This window comes from Curtobacterium sp. VKM Ac-2922 (assembly GCF_022815645.1).
Taxonomy (GTDB): domain Bacteria; phylum Actinomycetota; class Actinomycetes; order Actinomycetales; family Microbacteriaceae; genus Curtobacterium.
Genome location: NZ_JALGRO010000001.1, coordinates 315276 through 332576 on the forward strand (window position 1 = coordinate 315276; position 17301 = coordinate 332576).

17 protein-coding genes are annotated in these 17301 nt (G+C 71.8%); 8 read left to right on the forward strand and 9 right to left on the reverse strand.

The window, feature by feature from the left end; all coding sequences use genetic code 11:
• Window positions 1-218: 218 nt before the first annotated feature.
• From MT346_RS01460 to MT346_RS01490, 7 genes are all read right to left on the reverse strand, one after another.
• Complete coding sequence (locus MT346_RS01460) at window positions 219-1592, reverse strand: MFS transporter (protein ID WP_243560989.1); 1374 nt, start codon at window positions 1590-1592, stop codon at window positions 219-221.
• Between the two features lie 208 nt (window positions 1593-1800).
• Window positions 1801-2859, reverse strand: a complete 1059-nt coding sequence (locus tag MT346_RS01465; RefSeq protein WP_243560990.1) for an NAD(P)-dependent alcohol dehydrogenase — start codon at window positions 2857-2859, stop codon at window positions 1801-1803.
• A complete protein-coding gene (locus tag MT346_RS01470) occupies window positions 2856-4148 on the reverse strand; it encodes an ROK family transcriptional regulator (protein ID WP_243560991.1) in 1293 nt (430 codons plus the stop codon). Before MT346_RS01470 ends, MT346_RS01465 begins: the two co-directional genes overlap by 4 nt.
• 5 nt (window positions 4149-4153) lie before the next feature.
• Window positions 4154-5200, reverse strand: a complete 1047-nt coding sequence (locus tag MT346_RS01475) for a sugar phosphate isomerase/epimerase (RefSeq protein WP_243560992.1) — start codon at window positions 5198-5200, stop codon at window positions 4154-4156.
• Between the two features lie 23 nt (window positions 5201-5223).
• The gene (locus tag MT346_RS01480; RefSeq protein WP_243560993.1) at window positions 5224-6309 is read right to left on the reverse strand and encodes a Gfo/Idh/MocA family protein; all 1086 of its coding nucleotides are present in this window, start codon (window positions 6307-6309) and stop codon (window positions 5224-5226) included.
• On the reverse strand, window positions 6306-7004 hold the full coding sequence (locus tag MT346_RS01485) for a ThuA domain-containing protein (protein ID WP_243560994.1): 699 nt from the start codon (window positions 7002-7004) through the stop codon (window positions 6306-6308). The genes MT346_RS01480 and MT346_RS01485 overlap by 4 nt, the downstream gene beginning before the upstream one ends.
• The gene (locus MT346_RS01490) at window positions 7001-8200 is read right to left on the reverse strand and encodes a Gfo/Idh/MocA family protein (RefSeq protein WP_243560995.1); all 1200 of its coding nucleotides are present in this window, start codon (window positions 8198-8200) and stop codon (window positions 7001-7003) included. The genes MT346_RS01485 and MT346_RS01490 overlap by 4 nt, the downstream gene beginning before the upstream one ends.
• 97 nt (window positions 8201-8297) lie before the next feature.
• Between MT346_RS01490 and xylA the strand changes: the two genes are divergently transcribed.
• From xylA to MT346_RS01510, 4 genes are all read left to right on the forward strand, one after another.
• On the forward strand, window positions 8298-9491 hold the full coding sequence (gene xylA, locus MT346_RS01495; RefSeq protein WP_243560996.1) for a xylose isomerase: 1194 nt from the start codon (window positions 8298-8300) through the stop codon (window positions 9489-9491).
• Window positions 9491-10999: a xylulokinase gene (gene xylB / locus MT346_RS01500; RefSeq protein WP_243560997.1), complete on the forward strand. Its 1509-nt coding sequence runs from the start codon at window positions 9491-9493 to the stop codon at window positions 10997-10999. The genes xylA and xylB overlap by 1 nt, the downstream gene beginning before the upstream one ends.
• 72 nt (window positions 11000-11071) lie before the next feature.
• Window positions 11072-12064, forward strand: coding sequence for an acetylxylan esterase (locus tag MT346_RS01505; RefSeq protein ID WP_243560998.1), 993 nt, complete (start codon window positions 11072-11074; stop codon window positions 12062-12064).
• Window positions 12065-12193: 129 nt separating this feature from the next.
• On the forward strand, window positions 12194-13924 hold the full coding sequence (locus MT346_RS01510) for an APC family permease (RefSeq protein ID WP_243560999.1): 1731 nt from the start codon (window positions 12194-12196) through the stop codon (window positions 13922-13924).
• A 3-nt stretch (window positions 13925-13927) separates the two neighbouring features.
• On the opposite strand, the gene MT346_RS01515 is transcribed toward MT346_RS01510, so the two are convergent.
• Both MT346_RS01515 and MT346_RS01520 read right to left on the reverse strand, forming a co-directional pair.
• Window positions 13928-14230 (reverse strand): hypothetical protein, encoded by a 303-nt coding sequence (locus MT346_RS01515; RefSeq protein WP_243561000.1) that lies wholly within the window; start codon window positions 14228-14230, stop codon window positions 13928-13930.
• A 77-nt stretch (window positions 14231-14307) separates the two neighbouring features.
• The gene (locus tag MT346_RS01520) at window positions 14308-14913 is read right to left on the reverse strand and encodes a TetR/AcrR family transcriptional regulator (protein WP_243561001.1); all 606 of its coding nucleotides are present in this window, start codon (window positions 14911-14913) and stop codon (window positions 14308-14310) included.
• A gap of 63 nt (window positions 14914-14976) precedes the next feature.
• Between MT346_RS01520 and MT346_RS01525 the strand changes: the two genes are divergently transcribed.
• The 4 genes from MT346_RS01525 to MT346_RS01540 all read left to right on the forward strand — a co-directional run bounded on the left by MT346_RS01525 (window position 14977) and on the right by MT346_RS01540 (window position 17247).
• Window positions 14977-15630 (forward strand): NAD(P)-dependent oxidoreductase, encoded by a 654-nt coding sequence (locus MT346_RS01525; RefSeq protein ID WP_243561002.1) that lies wholly within the window; start codon window positions 14977-14979, stop codon window positions 15628-15630.
• A gap of 110 nt (window positions 15631-15740) precedes the next feature.
• Window positions 15741-16295 (forward strand): RNA polymerase sigma factor, encoded by a 555-nt coding sequence (locus MT346_RS01530; RefSeq protein WP_243561003.1) that lies wholly within the window; start codon window positions 15741-15743, stop codon window positions 16293-16295.
• Window positions 16286-16870: a hypothetical protein gene (locus MT346_RS01535; RefSeq protein WP_243561004.1), complete on the forward strand. Its 585-nt coding sequence runs from the start codon at window positions 16286-16288 to the stop codon at window positions 16868-16870. The genes MT346_RS01530 and MT346_RS01535 overlap by 10 nt, the downstream gene beginning before the upstream one ends.
• Window positions 16871-16878: 8 nt before the next feature.
• Window positions 16879-17247, forward strand: a complete 369-nt coding sequence (locus tag MT346_RS01540; protein ID WP_243561005.1) for a hypothetical protein — start codon at window positions 16879-16881, stop codon at window positions 17245-17247.
• Window positions 17248-17301: the final 54 nt, after the last annotated feature.

Consider the following 17301-nt stretch of genomic DNA (forward strand, 5'->3'; position numbering starts at 1 on the left):
CTGGCGCACCCGACAGCGGCGCACCAACGCACGCCGGACTCGTGCGGTGCCGCGGCGGACCCCCGCAACCACGGCGGGCGACCACCCGCGCGACACCACCGATGTCGTACGACAACGCACATGTCGCACCTGCGGCACTCGACCGGCCGCGCGACACCTGCGACGTCGTACGACAGCGGACGTGTCGTTCCAGGTCGGCAGACCCGCCCGCCCGGACCTCAGCGCGCCGCGCGGCCCTCGTCCCGCACGAACGCCATCAGCACCAGCCCCGCGACGAGCACCACCACGACACCGATGATGCCGAAGCGCGTGGACCCGCCGAGGGTGACCGCGATGCCGAACATGGCGGGAGCGATGAACGACGCCGCGCGACCGGTCGTGGCGTACAGGCCGAACAGCTCACCCTCGCGACCCGGGGTCGCCAGCCGGCTCAGGTACGCCCGCGAGGACGACTGCACGGGCCCGACGAAGGCGCACAGCGCCAACCCGAGCACCCAGAAGCCGATCGGCGCCGACCCGACGAAGAACACCGCAGCACCGCACACGGCCAGTCCGACGAGCGAGACCATGATGAGCACGCGGGACCCGAACCGGTCGTCGAGCCGGCCCGAGGCGAAGGTCGCGACGCCCGCGACGATGTTGGCGGCGATGGCGAACAGGATGACCTGGGACGCGCTGAAGCCGAAGACCTGTGCGGCGATGATCCCGCCGAACGTGAACACGCCCCCGACGCCGTCGCGGAACACGGCACTGGCGACCAGGAACGACAGCACGTTCCGGCGCTCGCGCCACAGCCGGGCGATGTCCCGCCCGAGGTCGCGGTAGGCCGACCACAGGGACCCGCGACGCGTGGGGTCCGCCGGTGCCTCGGGGACGACCAGGAACAGCGGGATCGAGCTGACGGCGAGCCAGATCGCGGCGATGCCGATCGCGACCCGCACGTCCCACTGCCCGGACGCCACGGTGGCCGGCAGGTTCAGCAACCCCGCGGTGTCGCCGGCGCCGAAGTCCTGGATGCACAGCACCAGCAGCACGACCAGCAGCACGATGCCGCCGAAGTACCCCGCCGCCCACCCGATCGCGGACACGCGGCCGGTCTTCTGCCCGACCGCCACCTGCCCGAGCATCGCGTTGTAGCCGACGCAGGCGATCTCGTACGCGACGGTCCCGATGCCGATCAGAGCTGCCCCCAGCACCAGGAACGGCTGGCTCGGGGCGACGAACACCATCGCGCCGATCGACAGGGCGACGCCGATCGTGGCGACGAGCACCGAGCGGCGACGGTGTCCGGACGAGTCCGCGAGCCGACCCACCGCGGGGGCGACCAGCGCGACGACGATGCCGGCGATGGTCAGTGCCGTCGAGACGACCCCGGCGTTGTGCGCGAGTTCCCGTTCGACGGCCTGCTTCGCGGCCGCGGAGGTGTCCTCGGCTGCGACGAGCGCGGGGTCGACGAAGGCGCGGCTGGCCAGGTAGGTGCTGAAGACGAAGGTGGTCACGACCGCGTTGAAGGCCGCGGAGCCCCAGTCCCACAGCGCCCAGGACACGAGGGCGCGGCGATCGGTGCGCTGCGGCGGCGGAGCGACGGTCATGCGCGAACCGTAGCGCGTCCCGGTGACGCGGGGGTGGCCCCGTTCCGGGGCACGCACCGGACGGCAGGCACGGTGCCGGACCCGCACCGAGCCTCCCGTCCGCCCCGGGGCACGCTGACCGCCGCATCGCACCCCTGCACGCACATCGCGCCCCGCCGGAACGGGGCGCGATGTGTGCAGCGGGGTGCGATGCCGCGCGGCGCGCGGGTCAGGCGGGGACGCCGCCCGGGTACACGACGGACTTCAGCGACTCGGGGTCGGTGTCGCTCTCGAGCGCCTGCCGCACGTCGTCCAGTCCGAAGCGGCCGGTGACCAGCGAGTCCAGGTCGACCTGCCCCGACGCGACGAGCTCGATCGCGACCGGCCACGTGTTCGTGTACCGGAAGATGCCGGTGACGGTGACCTCGAGGTTCTGGATGTGCTCGACCGGCAGGGTCATCTCGGAGTTGCCGAGCCCGACCAGGACCGCTGCGCCGGCGGGGCCGACCGCCTTGATGCCGTCCGACACCGCGCGGGGTGCTCCGCTGGCGTCGATGAACGCGTCGACGGGGGTGATGTCCGCGGTGACGTCGACGACGGTGGGGTCGACGACCTCGGTCGCACCGAAGGACAGGGCACGCTCGCGGCGTTCGGCGACCAGGTCGCTGATGACGATGCGGGTCGCGCCGAACGCCCGCGCTGCCTGCGCGCAGATGATGCCGATCGGGCCAGCCCCGGCGATGAGCACCGACGAGCCGGGGACGATGCCGGCCTTGCGGACCGCGGCGATGCCGACCGACAGCGGTTCGAGCAGCGCACCGGCCTCGAACGACACCGCATCGGGCAGCGTGTGCGCGAACTCGGCCTCGATCGTGACGTACTCGGCGAACGCGCCGTCGACGGGCGGCGTCGCGTAGAAGCGCATGTGCGGGCAGAGGTTGTAGCGGCCGGCCAGGCACTGGGCGCAGCGGTGGCAGGGGCGCTGCGGCTCGATGGCGACGCGCTCCCCCACGCGGGACGGGTCGACGCCGTCGCCGACGGCCACGACGGTGCCGGACAGCTCGTGCCCCAGGACGAGCGGCTGCTCGACGACGAAGTCCCCGATGCGGCCGTGCCGGAAGTAGTGCACGTCCGAACCGCACACGCCGACGGCGGCGACCTGCACGAGCACGTCGCCCGGGTCGACGGCGGGGACGGGGCGGTCCTCGATGGTCAGGTCGTCCTGTCCGAGCAGGACGCTGACGCGCTGGGTGCTGACGTGCTGGGAGTCGGGTGCGGTGGTGCTCATGGTGTGGTCGCTTCCTGGTGCAGTACGGATCGGGTGGGGTCGTCGAGCAGGTCGCGGAAGCCGATCTCGGCCGCGCCGCGCAGCAGCACGTCGGCGCCGAGCGCGGTGGGGACGATCCGGACGCGGTCGGCCATCGCGGCCATCGACTGCGCGCGGACGGCGTCCACGATCCGGTCGCCGACGTGGCCGAGCAGGGTGCCGAGGAAGCCGCCGAGCGCGACGACCTCGGGGTTGACGGTGTGGATCGCGTTGCGCAGTCCGGTGGCGAGCGCCGCGACCTGCCGGTCGACGACCGCCTGCACCTCGGGCCCGCCGGCGGCGAGTGCCCGGCCCAACGCGGGGAGGTCGTCCGCGGCAACTCCGGTGACCGCGACCAGGTCGGCACGCGAGGCCTCGGTCTCCAGGCACCCGAAGGCACCGCAGTGACACCGGATGCCGTTGTCAGCGACGAAGGTGTGCCCGAGCTCGCCGGCGTACCCGTCGGCGCCGCTCAGGGGTCGGCCGGCGCTGATGACGCCGCCACCGATGCCGGATGCGCCACCGTTCAGGTAGATGAGGTCGCGGACTCCTCGGCCGCTGCCGTACAGGTGCTCGGCGAAGGCGCCGAGGTTCGCGTCGTTCGCCACGCGCACCGGGCGGCCGGTCGCGGCGGCGAGCGGCTCGGCGAATGGCTCGTCGCGCCAGCCGAGGTGCGGGGCATAGCGCACCAGGCCGTCCTCGACGCGGACCGTGCCGGGGATCGCGACACCGATGCCGACCGTGCGGAAGGGTCGCATGGCGTCGGCCAGGTCGTCGAGCATCGTGGCGACGGCGGCCACGGCCTGGGGTGCTGTGGGGCGCGATGTCGTCGGGGACGTCACACGGTGCCGGATGGTGCCGTCGAGTCCGACGAGTGCGACCGTGACCGCGTCGATCTCGACCGTGACGGCGACGGCGACCACGTCGGACGACGCACGGACGACGGGGCTCGGCCGCCCGACACCGACGCCGACACCGGCACCGGCGCTGGCGCTGGACGCGGTTGCGCCGACGGCGACACGGCCCCCGGCCGCGGTGGCAGCCGCCGCACCGGGTGCGCCGCCGTCGGACTCGTGCACCAGACCGAGCGCCACGAGTTCGCCGACGAGCGCCAGGGTCGTCGAGCGGTTCAGGCCGGTGCGTCGGGTGACCTCGGCGCGGGTGACGGGGCCCTCCTGGTGGACGAGCCGGAGTACGCGCGCGGTGTTCCGGCGCGGAACCGCGCCGCCCACGCCGCGCGCGCCGCCTGCGCCACCCGTCGCCGTCGCCATCCCGCTCAGCGCGACCGCGAGAACGCGGCGTCGAACGAGGCCTCGGGCGGCGCGATGGTGCCGAGCCGCCGGACGAACGCCAGCGCCTCGGGCCCGCCGACCAACCGGTCCATGCCGGCGTCCTCCCACTCGACGCTGGTCGGGCCGGCGTACCCGATGTGGTTCAGCACGCGGAACACCCGCTCCCACGGCACGTCGCCGTGGCCGGCGGTCACGAAGTCCCACCCGCGCCGGGGGTCGCCCCACGGCAGGTGCGAGGACAGTCGTCCGTTGCGGCCGTCGAGCTGCTTGACCGACTCCTTGCAGTGCACGTGGTACACCCGGTCGGCGAAGTCGAGCAGGAACGCGGCGGGGTCGAGGTCCTGCCAGACGAAGTGCGACGGGTCGAAGTTGAACCCGAACGCCGGCCGGTCGGCGAAGACCTCGAGCGTGCGCTTGGCGGTCCAGTAGTCGTACGCGATCTCGGACGGGTGCACCTCGAGCGCGAAGCGCACCCCGACCTCTTCGAACACGTCGAGGATCGGTGACCAGCGGTCGTGGAAGTCCTGGTACCCGGCGTCGATCATCGACGGCGGCACCGGCGGGAACCCCGCGACGGTCTTCCAGATCGACGAGCCCGAGAACCCGGTCACGGTGTCGACCCCCATCGCGGCAGCAGCCCGGGCGGTCCACTGCAGTTCTTCGGCGGCGCGCTGGCGGACGCCCTCGGGGTCGCCGTCGCCCCACACGTGCGGCGGGACGATGTCCTCGTGCCGCTGGTCGATCGGGTCGTCGCACACCGCCTGTCCGACCAGGTGGTTCGCGATGGTCCAGACCTGCAGGCCGTTGTCGGCCAGGATCCGCTTGCGGTCGGCGACGTACTCCGGGTCCGTCGCGGCACGACGGACGTCCAGGTGGTCACCCCAGCACGCGATCTCCAGCCCGTCGTAGCCCCACTCGCCGGCGAGTCGGGCCACCTCGGTGAAGGGCAGGTCGGCCCACTGGCCGGTGAACAGGGTGACGGGCCTGGTCGGCGTCGTCGCCGGACCGGAGGCTCGTGGTGCGTCCGTCATGGTGCTTCCTTCCGTCGCGTGGGTCACCAGGTGTCGGGTCGTGCGTCGAACGGGACCGTCGCGGGTCGCTCGACCCGCGAGGTCACGGGCACGACCGTGTGCTCGCGAGCGGCGGTGCCGACCGCTTCCATCACCTCGAGCACGTGGTACGCCAGTTCCCCGGACGCCCGGTGGGGACGGTCGGTGTCGATGGCGTGCGCCATGTCGGCGAGCCCGTACCCGCGGCCCGCATCGGCGTACCCCGCGCGGACCGGCAGGTCGTGCCACGTGCGGTCGTCGGCGGTCGCGATGGCCGCGGTCTCCGAGAACGTGTTCGGGTCGGGCACGGCCAGGGTGCCGGCGGTGCCGTACACCTCGAACAGCGGCGACCGGGTGGCCCAGACCTCGAACGACACGGTGACCGTCGAGACGACGCCGTCCTGGTGTTCGAGGATCGCGACCACGTGGGTGTCGATGTCCACCGGGATCGGGGTGCCGGCAGCGGGGCCGGTCACGACGGTGCGCTGGCGGGCGGACCGGGTGGCACTGCCGCTGACCCGCACGACGGGACCGAAGAACGACACCAGGCTGGTCAGGTAGTACGGCCCCATGTCCAGCAGCGGTCCGCCGCCCGGCTGGTAGTAGAACGCCGGCGCCGGGTGCCAGAGCTCGTGCCCGGGCGCACTCCAGGACACCGCTGCACCGACGGGCTGGCCGATCGCGCCGTCGTCGAGCGCTGCTCGGGCGGTCTGGATGCCGGTGCCGAGCACGGTGTCGGGTGCGCTGCCGACCCGCAGGCCGGCGGCACGGGCGTGTTCGAGCACGGGAGCGGCCTCGGCGGTGCTGGTCGCCAGGGGCTTCTCGCCGTAGACGTGCTTGCCCGCGGCGAGCGCCCGGGTGGCGACGTCGGCGTGCGCTGCGGGGATCGTCAGGTTGAGGACGACGTCGACCTCGTCGTGCGCGAGCAGCGCGTCGACGCTGAGGGCCAGCACGCCCTGCTCGGTCGCCACGGCTGCGGCGCGCTCGGTGTCCAGGTCGGCGACCGCGGTCAGGCGCAGGTTCGGCAGGGACGGCAGGTGCTCGAGGTACTGGCGACTGATGTTCCCGACGCCGACCATGCCGACCCTCATCGGGCTGCCCACAGGAGCCCCCGTTCGATGACGGTGCGGAGCGGTTGCGACTCGACGACCTCGAGCCGGTGCCCGGGTGCCGAGACGAACACGCGACCCTGTCCCCACTGCCGGGTCCAGATCGCGGGTGCGGTGACCGGGCGGTTCCAGGCGTCGAAGTCGCGGGCATCCTGCGTGGTGGTGGCCAGCACGTCGTTGTACTCGTCGCTGAGCACCCAGTACTGCTCGGTGAGCAGGTCGAAGTCCTCGATCCCCTGGGTGATCGGGTGCGACCGGCCGAGGTCGGTGATGTGCACCGTGTACGGGATGTAGTTGTCGGACTGCTCGCCGGTGCGTTCTGCCGGCGGCCTGGCGGCGTGGTGGGCGAACTGTCCGCCGACCATGTGCAGGTAGTCGGCGGTGTTCCGGAAGGCGTCCGCGATCCCGCCGTGCCAGCCGGCCAGCCCGGCACCGCCGAGCACGGCACGCTGCAGTCCGGCGAACTCGTCGTCGGCGATCGTCGACATCGTGACGACCTGCACGATCAGGTCGACGGAGTCCATGACGGTCGCGTCGGCGTAGACCGCGGTGGAGTCCGACACGTGGACGTCGAAGCCGTTGTCCCGCAGGAACGGCAGGAACGCGTCGGTGGTCTCGACGGGCTGGTGGCCGTCCCAGCCGCCGCGGACGACGAGGGCTTGGCGCCGGGGGCTCATGCGGCATCCGATCCGGTGGTGGTGGGCGTCCAGCTGCTGCCGTCGGCGGCGCTGCGTTCGACGGCGTCGAGCACGCGCTGCACGTGCAGGCCGTCCTCGAACGACGGCGACGGGTCGGTGCCGGCGGTGATCGCGTCGACGAAGTCCTTCACCTGGTGGCTGAAGGTGTGCTCGTACCCGATCAGGTGCCCGGTCGGCCACCACGCGGCCATGTAGGGGTGCTCGGGCTCGGTGACCAGGATGCGGCGGAAGCCCTGCTCGCCGGCGGGGGCGGCGGACTCGTACAGGCGGAGTTCGTTCATCGACTCGAGGTCGAACTGGATCGCGCCCGTCGAGCCGGAGACCTCGAGCGTCAGCCCGTTCTTCCGGCCGGTGGCGTAGCGGGTGGCTTCGAAGGTGCCGATCGCGCCGTCGGCAGCGCCGCCGCTGAGCCGGCCGAGGAAGAACGCGGCGTCGTCGACCGTGACCTGGCCCCGTTCGCTCGACGCGGTGCCGGACAGCCCGACGCCCTCGCCCAGCAGCGGGCGTTCGTGCACGAAGGTCTCGAGCGTGCCGGAGACGCTGGCGAGCTGTGCGCCGGTGACGAACTCGGCCATGTCGATCGCGTGCGCGCCGATGTCGCCGAGCGATCCGGAGCCGGCGAGCGACTTGTCGAGGCGCCACGTCATCGGGCCCTCCTCGTCGGTCAGCCAGTCCTGCAGGTACAGCGCGCGGACCTGGCGGACGGTCCCGATCCTGCCGTCCTGCACCAGCTGGCGCGCGAACGCGATGGCGGGCACGCGACGGTAGCTGAACCCGACCATGGCGCGGACACCGTGTTCGCGTGCTGCGCGGGCGGCGTCGACCATCGCCTCGGCCTCGGCCACGGTGTTGGCGAGCGGCTTCTCGCACAGCACGTGCTTGCCGGCCTGCAGTGCGGCGACGGCGACCTCGACGTGCGAGGACCCGGGCGACACCACGTCGACGACGTCGATGTCCGGGTCGGCCACGACGGCCCGCCAGTCGGTCGATGCCCGCTGCCAGCCGTACTGCACACGAGCCGCTTCGGTCCGGTCGGGATCACGTCCGACGACCACGGTCATCTCGGGTTCGGCGTCGAGGTCGAAGAACCTGGGCGCCGTCCGCCATGCCTGTGAGTGCGCGGCTCCCATGAAGCCGTGCCCGATCATCGCCACCCGGAGGGGTCTGCGTGCCATCCGTTCGCTCCCTTGCGATCACGTCCTTGCCAGAGTCAACACTACCGCTTATGTTGGGCGCGGCAACATTTTGTTTCGACGACGAACGGTGACCACCATGGCAGCGACGCCCACCCGTGCAGACAAGTTCTCCTTCGGTCTCTGGACCATCGGTTACAACGGCTCGGACCCCTTCGGCGGACCCACCCGCCCCCAGCTCGACGTGGTCGAGGCAGTCGAGAAGCTCGACGAGCTCGGCGCCTACGGCCTGACCTTCCACGACGACGACCTGTTCGCGTTCGGCTCGACCGACGCCGAGCGCCAGACCCAGATCGACCGCCTCAAGGGCGCGCTCGAGTCGACCGGCATCATCGTGCCGATGGTCACGACGAACCTGTTCTCCGCCCCGGTCTTCAAGGACGGCGGCTTCACCTCGAACGACCGCCAGGTCCGCCGCTTCGCGCTCCGCAAGGTGCTGCGCAACGTCGACCTGGCCGCCGAGCTCGGCGCGAAGACCTTCGTGATGTGGGGTGGCCGCGAGGGCGCCGAGTACGACTCCGCCAAGGACGTGCAGGCCGCGCTCTCCCGCTACAAGGAGTCCGTCGACCTGCTCGCGCAGTACGTCACCGACAAGGGCTACGACATCCGGTTCGCGATCGAGCCGAAGCCGAACGAGCCCCGCGGCGACATCCTGCTGCCGACCCTCGGCCACGCGATCGCGTTCATCGACACGCTCGAGCGTCCGGAGCTGTTCGGCGTGAACCCCGAGGTCGGCCACGAGCAGATGGCGGGCCTGAACTTCACGGCCGGCATCGCCCAGGCGCTGTACCAGGGCAAGCTCTTCCACATCGACCTGAACGGCCAGCGCGGCATCAAGTACGACCAGGACCTGGTGTTCGGTCACGGCGACCTGCAGAACGCGTTCTCGCTCGTCGACCTGCTCGAGCACGGTGCTCCCCAGGGCGGTGTCGCGTACGACGGCCCCCGCCACTTCGACTACAAGCCGAGCCGCACCGAGGACATCTCCGGCGTCTGGGACTCCGCCGCGGCGAACATGCGCATGTACCTGCTGCTCAAGGAGCGTGCGCAGGCCTTCCGCGCCGACCCCGAGGTGCAGGCCGCACTCGCCGCGTCCAAGGTCGACGAGCTGAGCACCCCGACGCTCAACCCGGGTGAGACCTACGACGACGTGCTCGCCGACCGCAGCGCGTTCGAGGACTTCGACGCCGACGCCTACTTCGGCGCCAAGGGCTTCGGCTTCGTCCGCCTGCAGCAGCTGGCCGTCGAGCACCTCATGGGCGCGCGGAACTGATGTCGGACATCCGACCGGGCGCGGTCGACCCAGGCGACGGCACGCTCGTCGCCGGGGTCGACTCCTCGACCCAGTCCTGCAAGGTCACCATCCGTGACGCCCGCACCGGTGCCGTCGTCCGCGAGGGCCGCGCGTCGCACCCGGACGGCACCTCGGTCGACCCGGAGCACTGGTGGACCGCGCTCGGCGCCGCGATCGCGGACGCCGGCGGGCTGGACGACGTCGCCGCCGTGGCGATCGCCGGACAGCAGCACGGCATGGTCGCCCTGGACGCCGAGGGCCGCGTGGTCCGCGACGCGCTGCTGTGGAACGACGTCCGCAGCGCCGACGCGGCAGCGCAGATGGTCGACGAACTCGGCCGGGAGGCATGGGTCGCCCGCACGGGACTGGTCCCGGTGGCCTCGTTCACCGGTACCAAGCTGCGGTGGCTCCGCGACGCCGAGCCGGCGAACGCCGACCGCGTGGCCGCGGTCGCACTCCCCCACGACTGGCTGTCGTGGCGGCTGCGCGGCCACGGGCCCGCGGACGTCAGCCCGCTCGGCCCCGATCTCGACGCCCTGGCGACCGATGCGTCGGACGCCAGCGGCACCGCGTACTGGGACCCCGCTCGTCGGGAGTACGACCCGGAGCTGTTCACGCTGGCACTCGGTCGCCCGATGCGCGTCGCGGGTGACGGTGCCACGGACGGCGTCGTCGTCCCCCGGGTCGTCGCCGCCGACCAGCCGATGGCCACGCTCGACACCGACGTGCCGCTCGCCGGGGGCGGGGTCGCACACCACGGCCTGGTCGTCGGCGCCGGCACCGGCGACAACGCCGGCGCGGCGCTCGGCCTGGGCCTCGGCCCGGGCGACGTCGCGGTGTCCCTCGGGACCAGCGGGACGGTCTTCGGCGTGACCGACGCCGCGCTCGCGGACCCGAGCGGGACCGTGGCGGGCTTCGCCGACGCGACGGGGGCGCGCCTCCCGATCGTCACGACGCTCAACGCGGCCCGCGTGCTCGAGGTGATCGGTGGCCTGCTCGGCGTCGACCACGGCGAGCTCGGCGAGCTCGCACTGGGCGCGCCGGCCGGTGCCGACGGACTCGTCCTGGTGCCGTACTTCGTCGGGGAACGCACGCCGAACCGCCCGGACGCCACCGCGTCCCTGCTGGGGATGACCCCGACGACGACCGACCGGGCCCACCTGGCCCGAGCGGCGTTCGAGGGCATGCTCTGTGCACTGGCCGACGGACTCGCTGCCGTCGAGGACGCCGGCGTCACCGTGGAGCGCCTGCTGCTGATCGGCGGTGCCGCACGCAACCAGGCCGTGCGGACGATCGCCGCGCAGGTGTTCGGTCGCGACGTGCACCTGCCCGAACCGGGCGAGTACGTCGCCGCCGGCGCTGCCCGACAGGCAGCGTGGGCACTCACCGGCACCCTGCCGACGTGGTTGCTGCAGACGACGACCGTCGCCGCGGACCCGCACCCCGAGGTGCTGGCCCACTACCGGGACGCCGTCGCGGCGTCCTGACCCATCCGATCACCGTGCCCCCGGTACCCGTCACACGGGCACCGGGGGCATGATCGTCCCCGGAGGACACCGATGCCGCTGACCGACCTGCCCCTCGTAGAGCTCCGCACCCACCGACCGACCGTCCGCGTGCCGGACGACTTCGACGCGTTCTGGGCCGACACGATCGCCCAGGCACGCGCCGATGCCGACCGCACCGGCGCCCGGCCCGAGACCACCCCGGCCGACACCCCGGTCACCGGACTGGTGATCGAGGACCTGACGTTCCCGGGTTTCGCCGCCGACCCCGTGCGCGCCTGGATCACCCGCCCCGCCGGATCCGGGTCAGAACCGTTGCCCGTCGTCGTCGAGTACCTCGGGTACAACGGCGGGCGCAGCCGACCCGGCGAGCGGATCGCGTGGGCACTGGCCGGGTACGTGCACGTCGTCATGGACACCCGCGGCCAGGGCAGCGGATGGGGCGGGGGCGACACCCCGGACCCGCACGGTGCCGGGCCGCACATCGGCGGGTGGATGACGAGCGGCATCGAGCGCCCCCAGGACCACTTCTACCGCCGCGTGTACACGGACGCCGTCCGGCTCGTCGACGCCGTGCGGACGCTGCCGGGTGTCGACCCGGAGCGCATCGCACTGACCGGGGGCAGCCAGGGCGGTGGGATCGCGATCGCCGCGGCCGCGCTGGTGCAGGCGCACGTCGGGCCGATCGTCGCGGTGCTGCCGGACGTGGCGTTCCTGTGCGACTGGGAGCACGGTGCCGACGTCGCGGTGAGCGACCCGTACCAGGAGCTGGTCCGGTACCTGGCCGTACACCGGGACGCCGCCGAGACGGTGTGGACGACGGCGTCGTACCTGGACGGCGTGAACTTCGCCGCCCGGATCACGGCGCCCGCATTGTTCTCGGTCGCGCTCATGGACGAGGTGGTGCCGCCGCGGACCACCTTCGCCGCCTACAACGCCCTGGGCTCGGCCGACAAGCAGATCGAGGTGTACCCGTACAACGGGCACGAGGGCGGTGGGTTCCGCCACTGGGAGCGGCAGGTCGCGTTCCTGCGCGCACGCTCCTGATCTCCAGATCCGCTCAGACAGGTGCGGAAACCGTCGTGAACCACTAGTTTCAGTGCTCATGTCCACGGTGTCGTGGAACTCCGGCGACGGAATCCGTTGCCGCCTCGGTCGAGAGAGGTGTGGTGGGCCATGCGAGACGAACGTGTCGTGACGGCGTCGACAGCGACGGTCAGTACCGAGAAGGGCCTGCGACCCGGTGCCATCGGGCTGATGGGCAGCGTCGTGATGGGGATCTCGTCCACCGCACCGGCCTACAGCCTGGCGGCGAGTCTGGGCCTGGTCGTGGCCAGCGGCGGAGCACTGCTGGCGGGCGTCAAGGCCCCCGCGATCATGCTGCTGGCCTTCATCCCGATGTGGATGATCGCGGTGGCCTACCAGGAACTCAACCGCGAGGACCCGGACTGCGGCACGACCTTCACGTGGGCGACCCGGGCGTTCGGTGCGGTCACGGGCTGGCTCGGTGGGTGGGGCATCATCGCCGCCGACGTGATCGTGATGGCGAACCTGGCGCAGATCGCCGGGTCCTACGGGTTCTCGTTCGTCGGTGTCGTCACGAACGACCCCGCCGTCAGCGCACTCGGGAACAGCACGCTCTGGTCGACCGTGGCCGGGGTGGCCTGGATCGCCGTGATGACCTTCATCTGCTACGTCGGCGTCGAGGTGTCGGCCCGCCTGCAGTACGTGCTTCTGGGGATCGAGGTGCTCGTGCTCGTGATGTTCGCGGTCGTCGCACTCGTCCGGGTGGGCACGGGCACGGGCGTCGAGGGCTCCCTCACCCCGTCGCTGTCGTGGCTGTGGCCGAGCGGCATGGACTTCGGGTCGGTGATCGCCCCGGCGATGCTCACCGCGATCTTCATCTACTGGGGCTGGGACACGGCGGTGTCGCTGAACGAGGAGACGAAGGACCCGGAGAAGACCCCCGGGCGCGCAGCGGTCATCAGCACCGTGCTGCTGCTCGTCATCTACGCGCTCGTCTCGATCGCCGCGATCGCGTTCGCGGGCGTGGGCACCAAGGGCATCGGCCTCGGCGCGCAGGGCAACGCGGACGACGTGTTCTCGGCGATCGGGCCGGCGCTGTTCGGCACGTCGTTCATCGGGCACGCCGCGATGGCCCTGCTGTCGTTCTCGATCCTGACCTCGGCGTCGGCATCCACCCAGACGACGATCATGCCCACGGCCCGCACCGCGCTGTCGATGGCCGTCTACAAGGCGCTGCCGCCCCACTTCGCCCGCATCCACAAGCGCTTCCTGACGCCGACCTGGTCGACGCTCGGGATGGGGATCGCGTCCATCGCGTTCTACGTGCTGTTCACCGTCATCTCGACCAACCTGCTGACCGCGCTGATCGGCTCGGTCGGGCTGATGATCGCCTTCTACTACGGGCTGACCGGCTTCGCGTGCGTGTGGGTCTACCGGCGCACGCTGTTCACGACCGTGCGCAACTTCGTCATGCGCGGCCTGGTCCCCCTGCTCGGCGGTCTGACGCTGGCGGTGACGTTCGTGTACGGCCTGGTGCAGTTCGCGCAGCCCGACTGGCTGCAGGGCGACGACGGCAAGGACGTGACCATCCTGGGGATCGGAGCTGTCGCCGTGGTGGGGGTCGGTTCGATCCTGATCGGTGTCGTGCTCATGGCGATCTGGTGGTACCGCTCACCGGACTTCTTCGCCGGGCGCACCCTGACTGCGCAGACCCCGATCCTGGTGCTCGACGACACTCCGGACCCGATGGGGCTCCCCGGTGCCGGGCAGCAGCCGACCCTGATCGCGCCGGACTTCTCGAACCTGCCGACGGGCAGCATCGCGGTCGACGAGGAGACCGGCAAGCGGTTCCGCAGGACGCGGTCGCGCGACGAGGACTGAGGCTCAGTCGAGCTCCGCTGCCCGGGCCTCGCGCGCGACGTGCTCGGCAGGACGCGCGAGCCCATCCAGTCGGTGGCCGGCCGCCCGGTCGTTCCACTCCACCCGCTGCCGCTCGGTGGCGACGCGGTGCTGCCCGTCGTGTCCAGCCGGCAGCTCACAGCACCAGCGGTCGAAGGTGCTGCTGCAGCGCCCGTTCCGATCGTAGGACGGGTCGCCGCCGCCGGGGGTCCGCTCGCCCGCGGCCGGATCGGCCGCGACCAGGTCGCCGATGACCGGCAACGCGGCGGTGTCGTACTCGTGGTCCATGCATCCCTCGGTCGTCTGCCTCTCTCATACAGACGCACTGAGGACGGGATTCGTCACACATCCGGGCAGGACCCCCGTCAGACTCCCGGCCTGGTGACGGCTCGGACCCCGAGCTCGGACGTCAGCAGGGCCGCCATCGCGTCGTCGACCAGGACACTGCCTTGCGATCGCGGTACCCGTCCGCTCGCGACGAGGGCGGCAATGCCCTGCATGGTCGCCGCGAACAGCAGCGTGAACCGCTCGCGGGCACCGCTGTCGTCGGTCTGGTCCGCGTCACCCATCGCGGCGTCGAGCACGTGGAACAGTCGCCCGGCCGCGGCGCGGACGGGCTCCGGTGCCGCGCTGCCCTTGCTCGAGAACATCAGCTCCATGAGCGCGGCGTCGTCGATCGCGAAGTCGACGTAGACGCGGGCGACCCGCACGAACTGCCCGCGGACCGGGTCCTCGACGCCGAGCGCGCGCTCGACCAGAGCGGTCAGCCGGACGAACCCGCGTTCGGCGAGGGCATCGAGCAGCGCCTGTCGGTCGGGGAAGTGGCTGCGAGGCGCTCCGTGGCTCACACCGGCACGGCGGGCGAGGTCACGCAGCGAGATCCCGTCGACACCGTCCTGACGCAGGACCTCCTCGGCCTCGTCGAGCAGCACGGCGCGCAGGTTGCCGTGGTGGAACGGGCGCGTGGACATCTCCTCATCCTAGAACCTTGCTAGGCATTGACTAGATAGTAGTCACCGCCTAGATTGCAACGCATGACCTCTTCATGGACCTTCCTGGTGTTCGGCGGCACCGGCCAGACCGGCCAGCACTTCGTCCGGATGGCGCTCGAGCAGGGCCACCGCGTCCGGGCACTCGCCCGTACACCCGGCAAGTTCACGACGCACCACCCGGACCTGGCGGTGACCCGGGGGTCGATCACCGACCACCCGGACCTGGATGCCCTGCTGCCGGGTGTCGACGCCGTCGTGGCGATGCTCGGCGACGCGGGTGCCCAGCAGCACCGTCTGGTGAACACCGCGTTCGTCCGCGAGCTCGTGCCGGCCATGCGTCGCCACGGCGTCTCGCGGTTCCTGTACCAGGCGGGCGGTCTCAGTGCGGCACCCGGCAAGCCACTCCCCGTGGCGCTTCGAGCCGTCAGGGCGACGATCGCACGCGGGTACATCGGACAGCACCGCGACAACGAGGCGGTGATGCGGTACCTGACCGACGAGGCAGCGGACCTCGAGTGGATGGTGCACCGCGCGGGCATCGGCTCGGACGGCCCGTCGAAGGGTGTCCTGCAGCGCTCGAGCAGCGCGATCAGCATCGGCACGTTCCGGGACTGCGCGGACTACACGCTCCGCACGGTCACGGACGCAAGCGCGGTGCACACCTGCGACCCGAGTCACTACGCACCGGCGGCCTGAACGCGGTCCGACGCTGCCGTCGATCGGACATCGTCAGGGCCCGTGGTGCATGCTCGTTCGAGGGGACCCGTTCGAGCGCACCGCGGTCGAGACCCGACCGGAAGGCGAGGATGGACCAGCAGTCGCTCTCCGGTGCCGAAGACGCCACGCTGGTCGTCCGTGCTGCGGACGGCGACGTGCAGGCGTTCGAGGTCCTGGCACGGCGACACGGACCACTGTTGCGGGTGTTCGCGGCGAAGATGCTCGGCTCGAACCTGGAGTCCGACGACGTCGTGCAGGAGTCCTTCCTGACCGCATGGCGGCGGCTGTCCGAGCTCGAGTCCCCCGCGCGGTTCCGGGCCTGGGTGACGCAGATCATCACGCGCAAGGCCCTCGACCGCATCCGCTCCCGCCGGCACCACGACGACGTCGCCCAGGTCGATCCGCCGGCTGATGCCGTGCATTCGCCGGAGCGTATCGTTGAAGCACGGCTGCAGCTCGACGCGGTGTGGGAAGCGCTCGACAAGCTCCCCGAAGACCAACGCCGGTGCTGGCTGCTCCGTGAGACGGCCGGGTACAGCTACCAGGAGATCGGTGAGGCCCTCGAGCTGCCCACCTCGACCGTGCGGGGGTTGCTCGCCCGGGCCAGGCGGTTCCTGCTCCAGGAGATGGAGGCATGGCGATGACGATCGACGATGCCGCTGTGCCCGAGGACGACCTCGACGGCCACACCATGGAGGAACTCGGCGCCTACCTGGACCGTGGTCGCACCCCGCGCGATGCCGCGATCGAGAGCTCGCCCGCCTGCCGTCTGGCGCTGTCCGGCATGCAGCGACTGCGTGAGCTGTCGTGGGATGCGATGCAGCGCCGTGCCGACGAGGAGCCCGACCGCGACTCCGTCTGGATCTCCGGCCTGCTCGACACGATCCGGTCCGAGGTCCGCTCGGGCCGCGACGTCCCCGTGGAGCACCCGGACCCCCGACTCCGCCTGACCATCACCGAGGCCGCCGTGCGCGGCCTGGTCCGCCGCACCGGCGACACGATGGGTGGGCTGGTCATGGGCAGGTGCACCCTGGACGGCGACGTCGGTGTCCCCGGCGCTCCGATCCGGGTCGAGGTCACCGCGAGCATCGCTTACGGCCTCGTCGCGGAGACCACCGCCGACCAGCTCCGCGCGCGCATCGAGGACGCCCTCGCGCGCCACACGGACCTGGTCATCGACCGCATCGACGTCGTGTTCGACGACGTCCACGTCCCCTGAGGAGCACGGTGTCCGACGACCAAGACCTGTCACGCCGCCTGACCGGGCTGCTCCGCACGATCGACGGTGTGGACGACGTCTTCCCCGCCCAGCCGATCCTCGAGGCCGCAGCGGACGCGATCGCCGTGCAGCTCGCGCTCCGGCAGCCCGACGTGCTCGTCGACATCGACCGCTCGGGCGGCGCGGTCAGGATCACCGCCGGCATCGCGGCGAGCGACGCCCGCCCCGCCGGGGACACCGTGCGCGAGGTCGGCGAACGCATCCGCGACCAGCTCGCTGCCGACGGCGAGCAGCCCGACCTGATCAGCGTCGCGATCCGCGTGATCGAGGGTGGCGGACCACCCAGACCTGCTCCGACTGAGGTAAGCCTGGCCTGACAAACCCCAGGTCAGGGCAGCCTTTCCTGGCTAGCGAAGCGCGCTCGGGAGTGC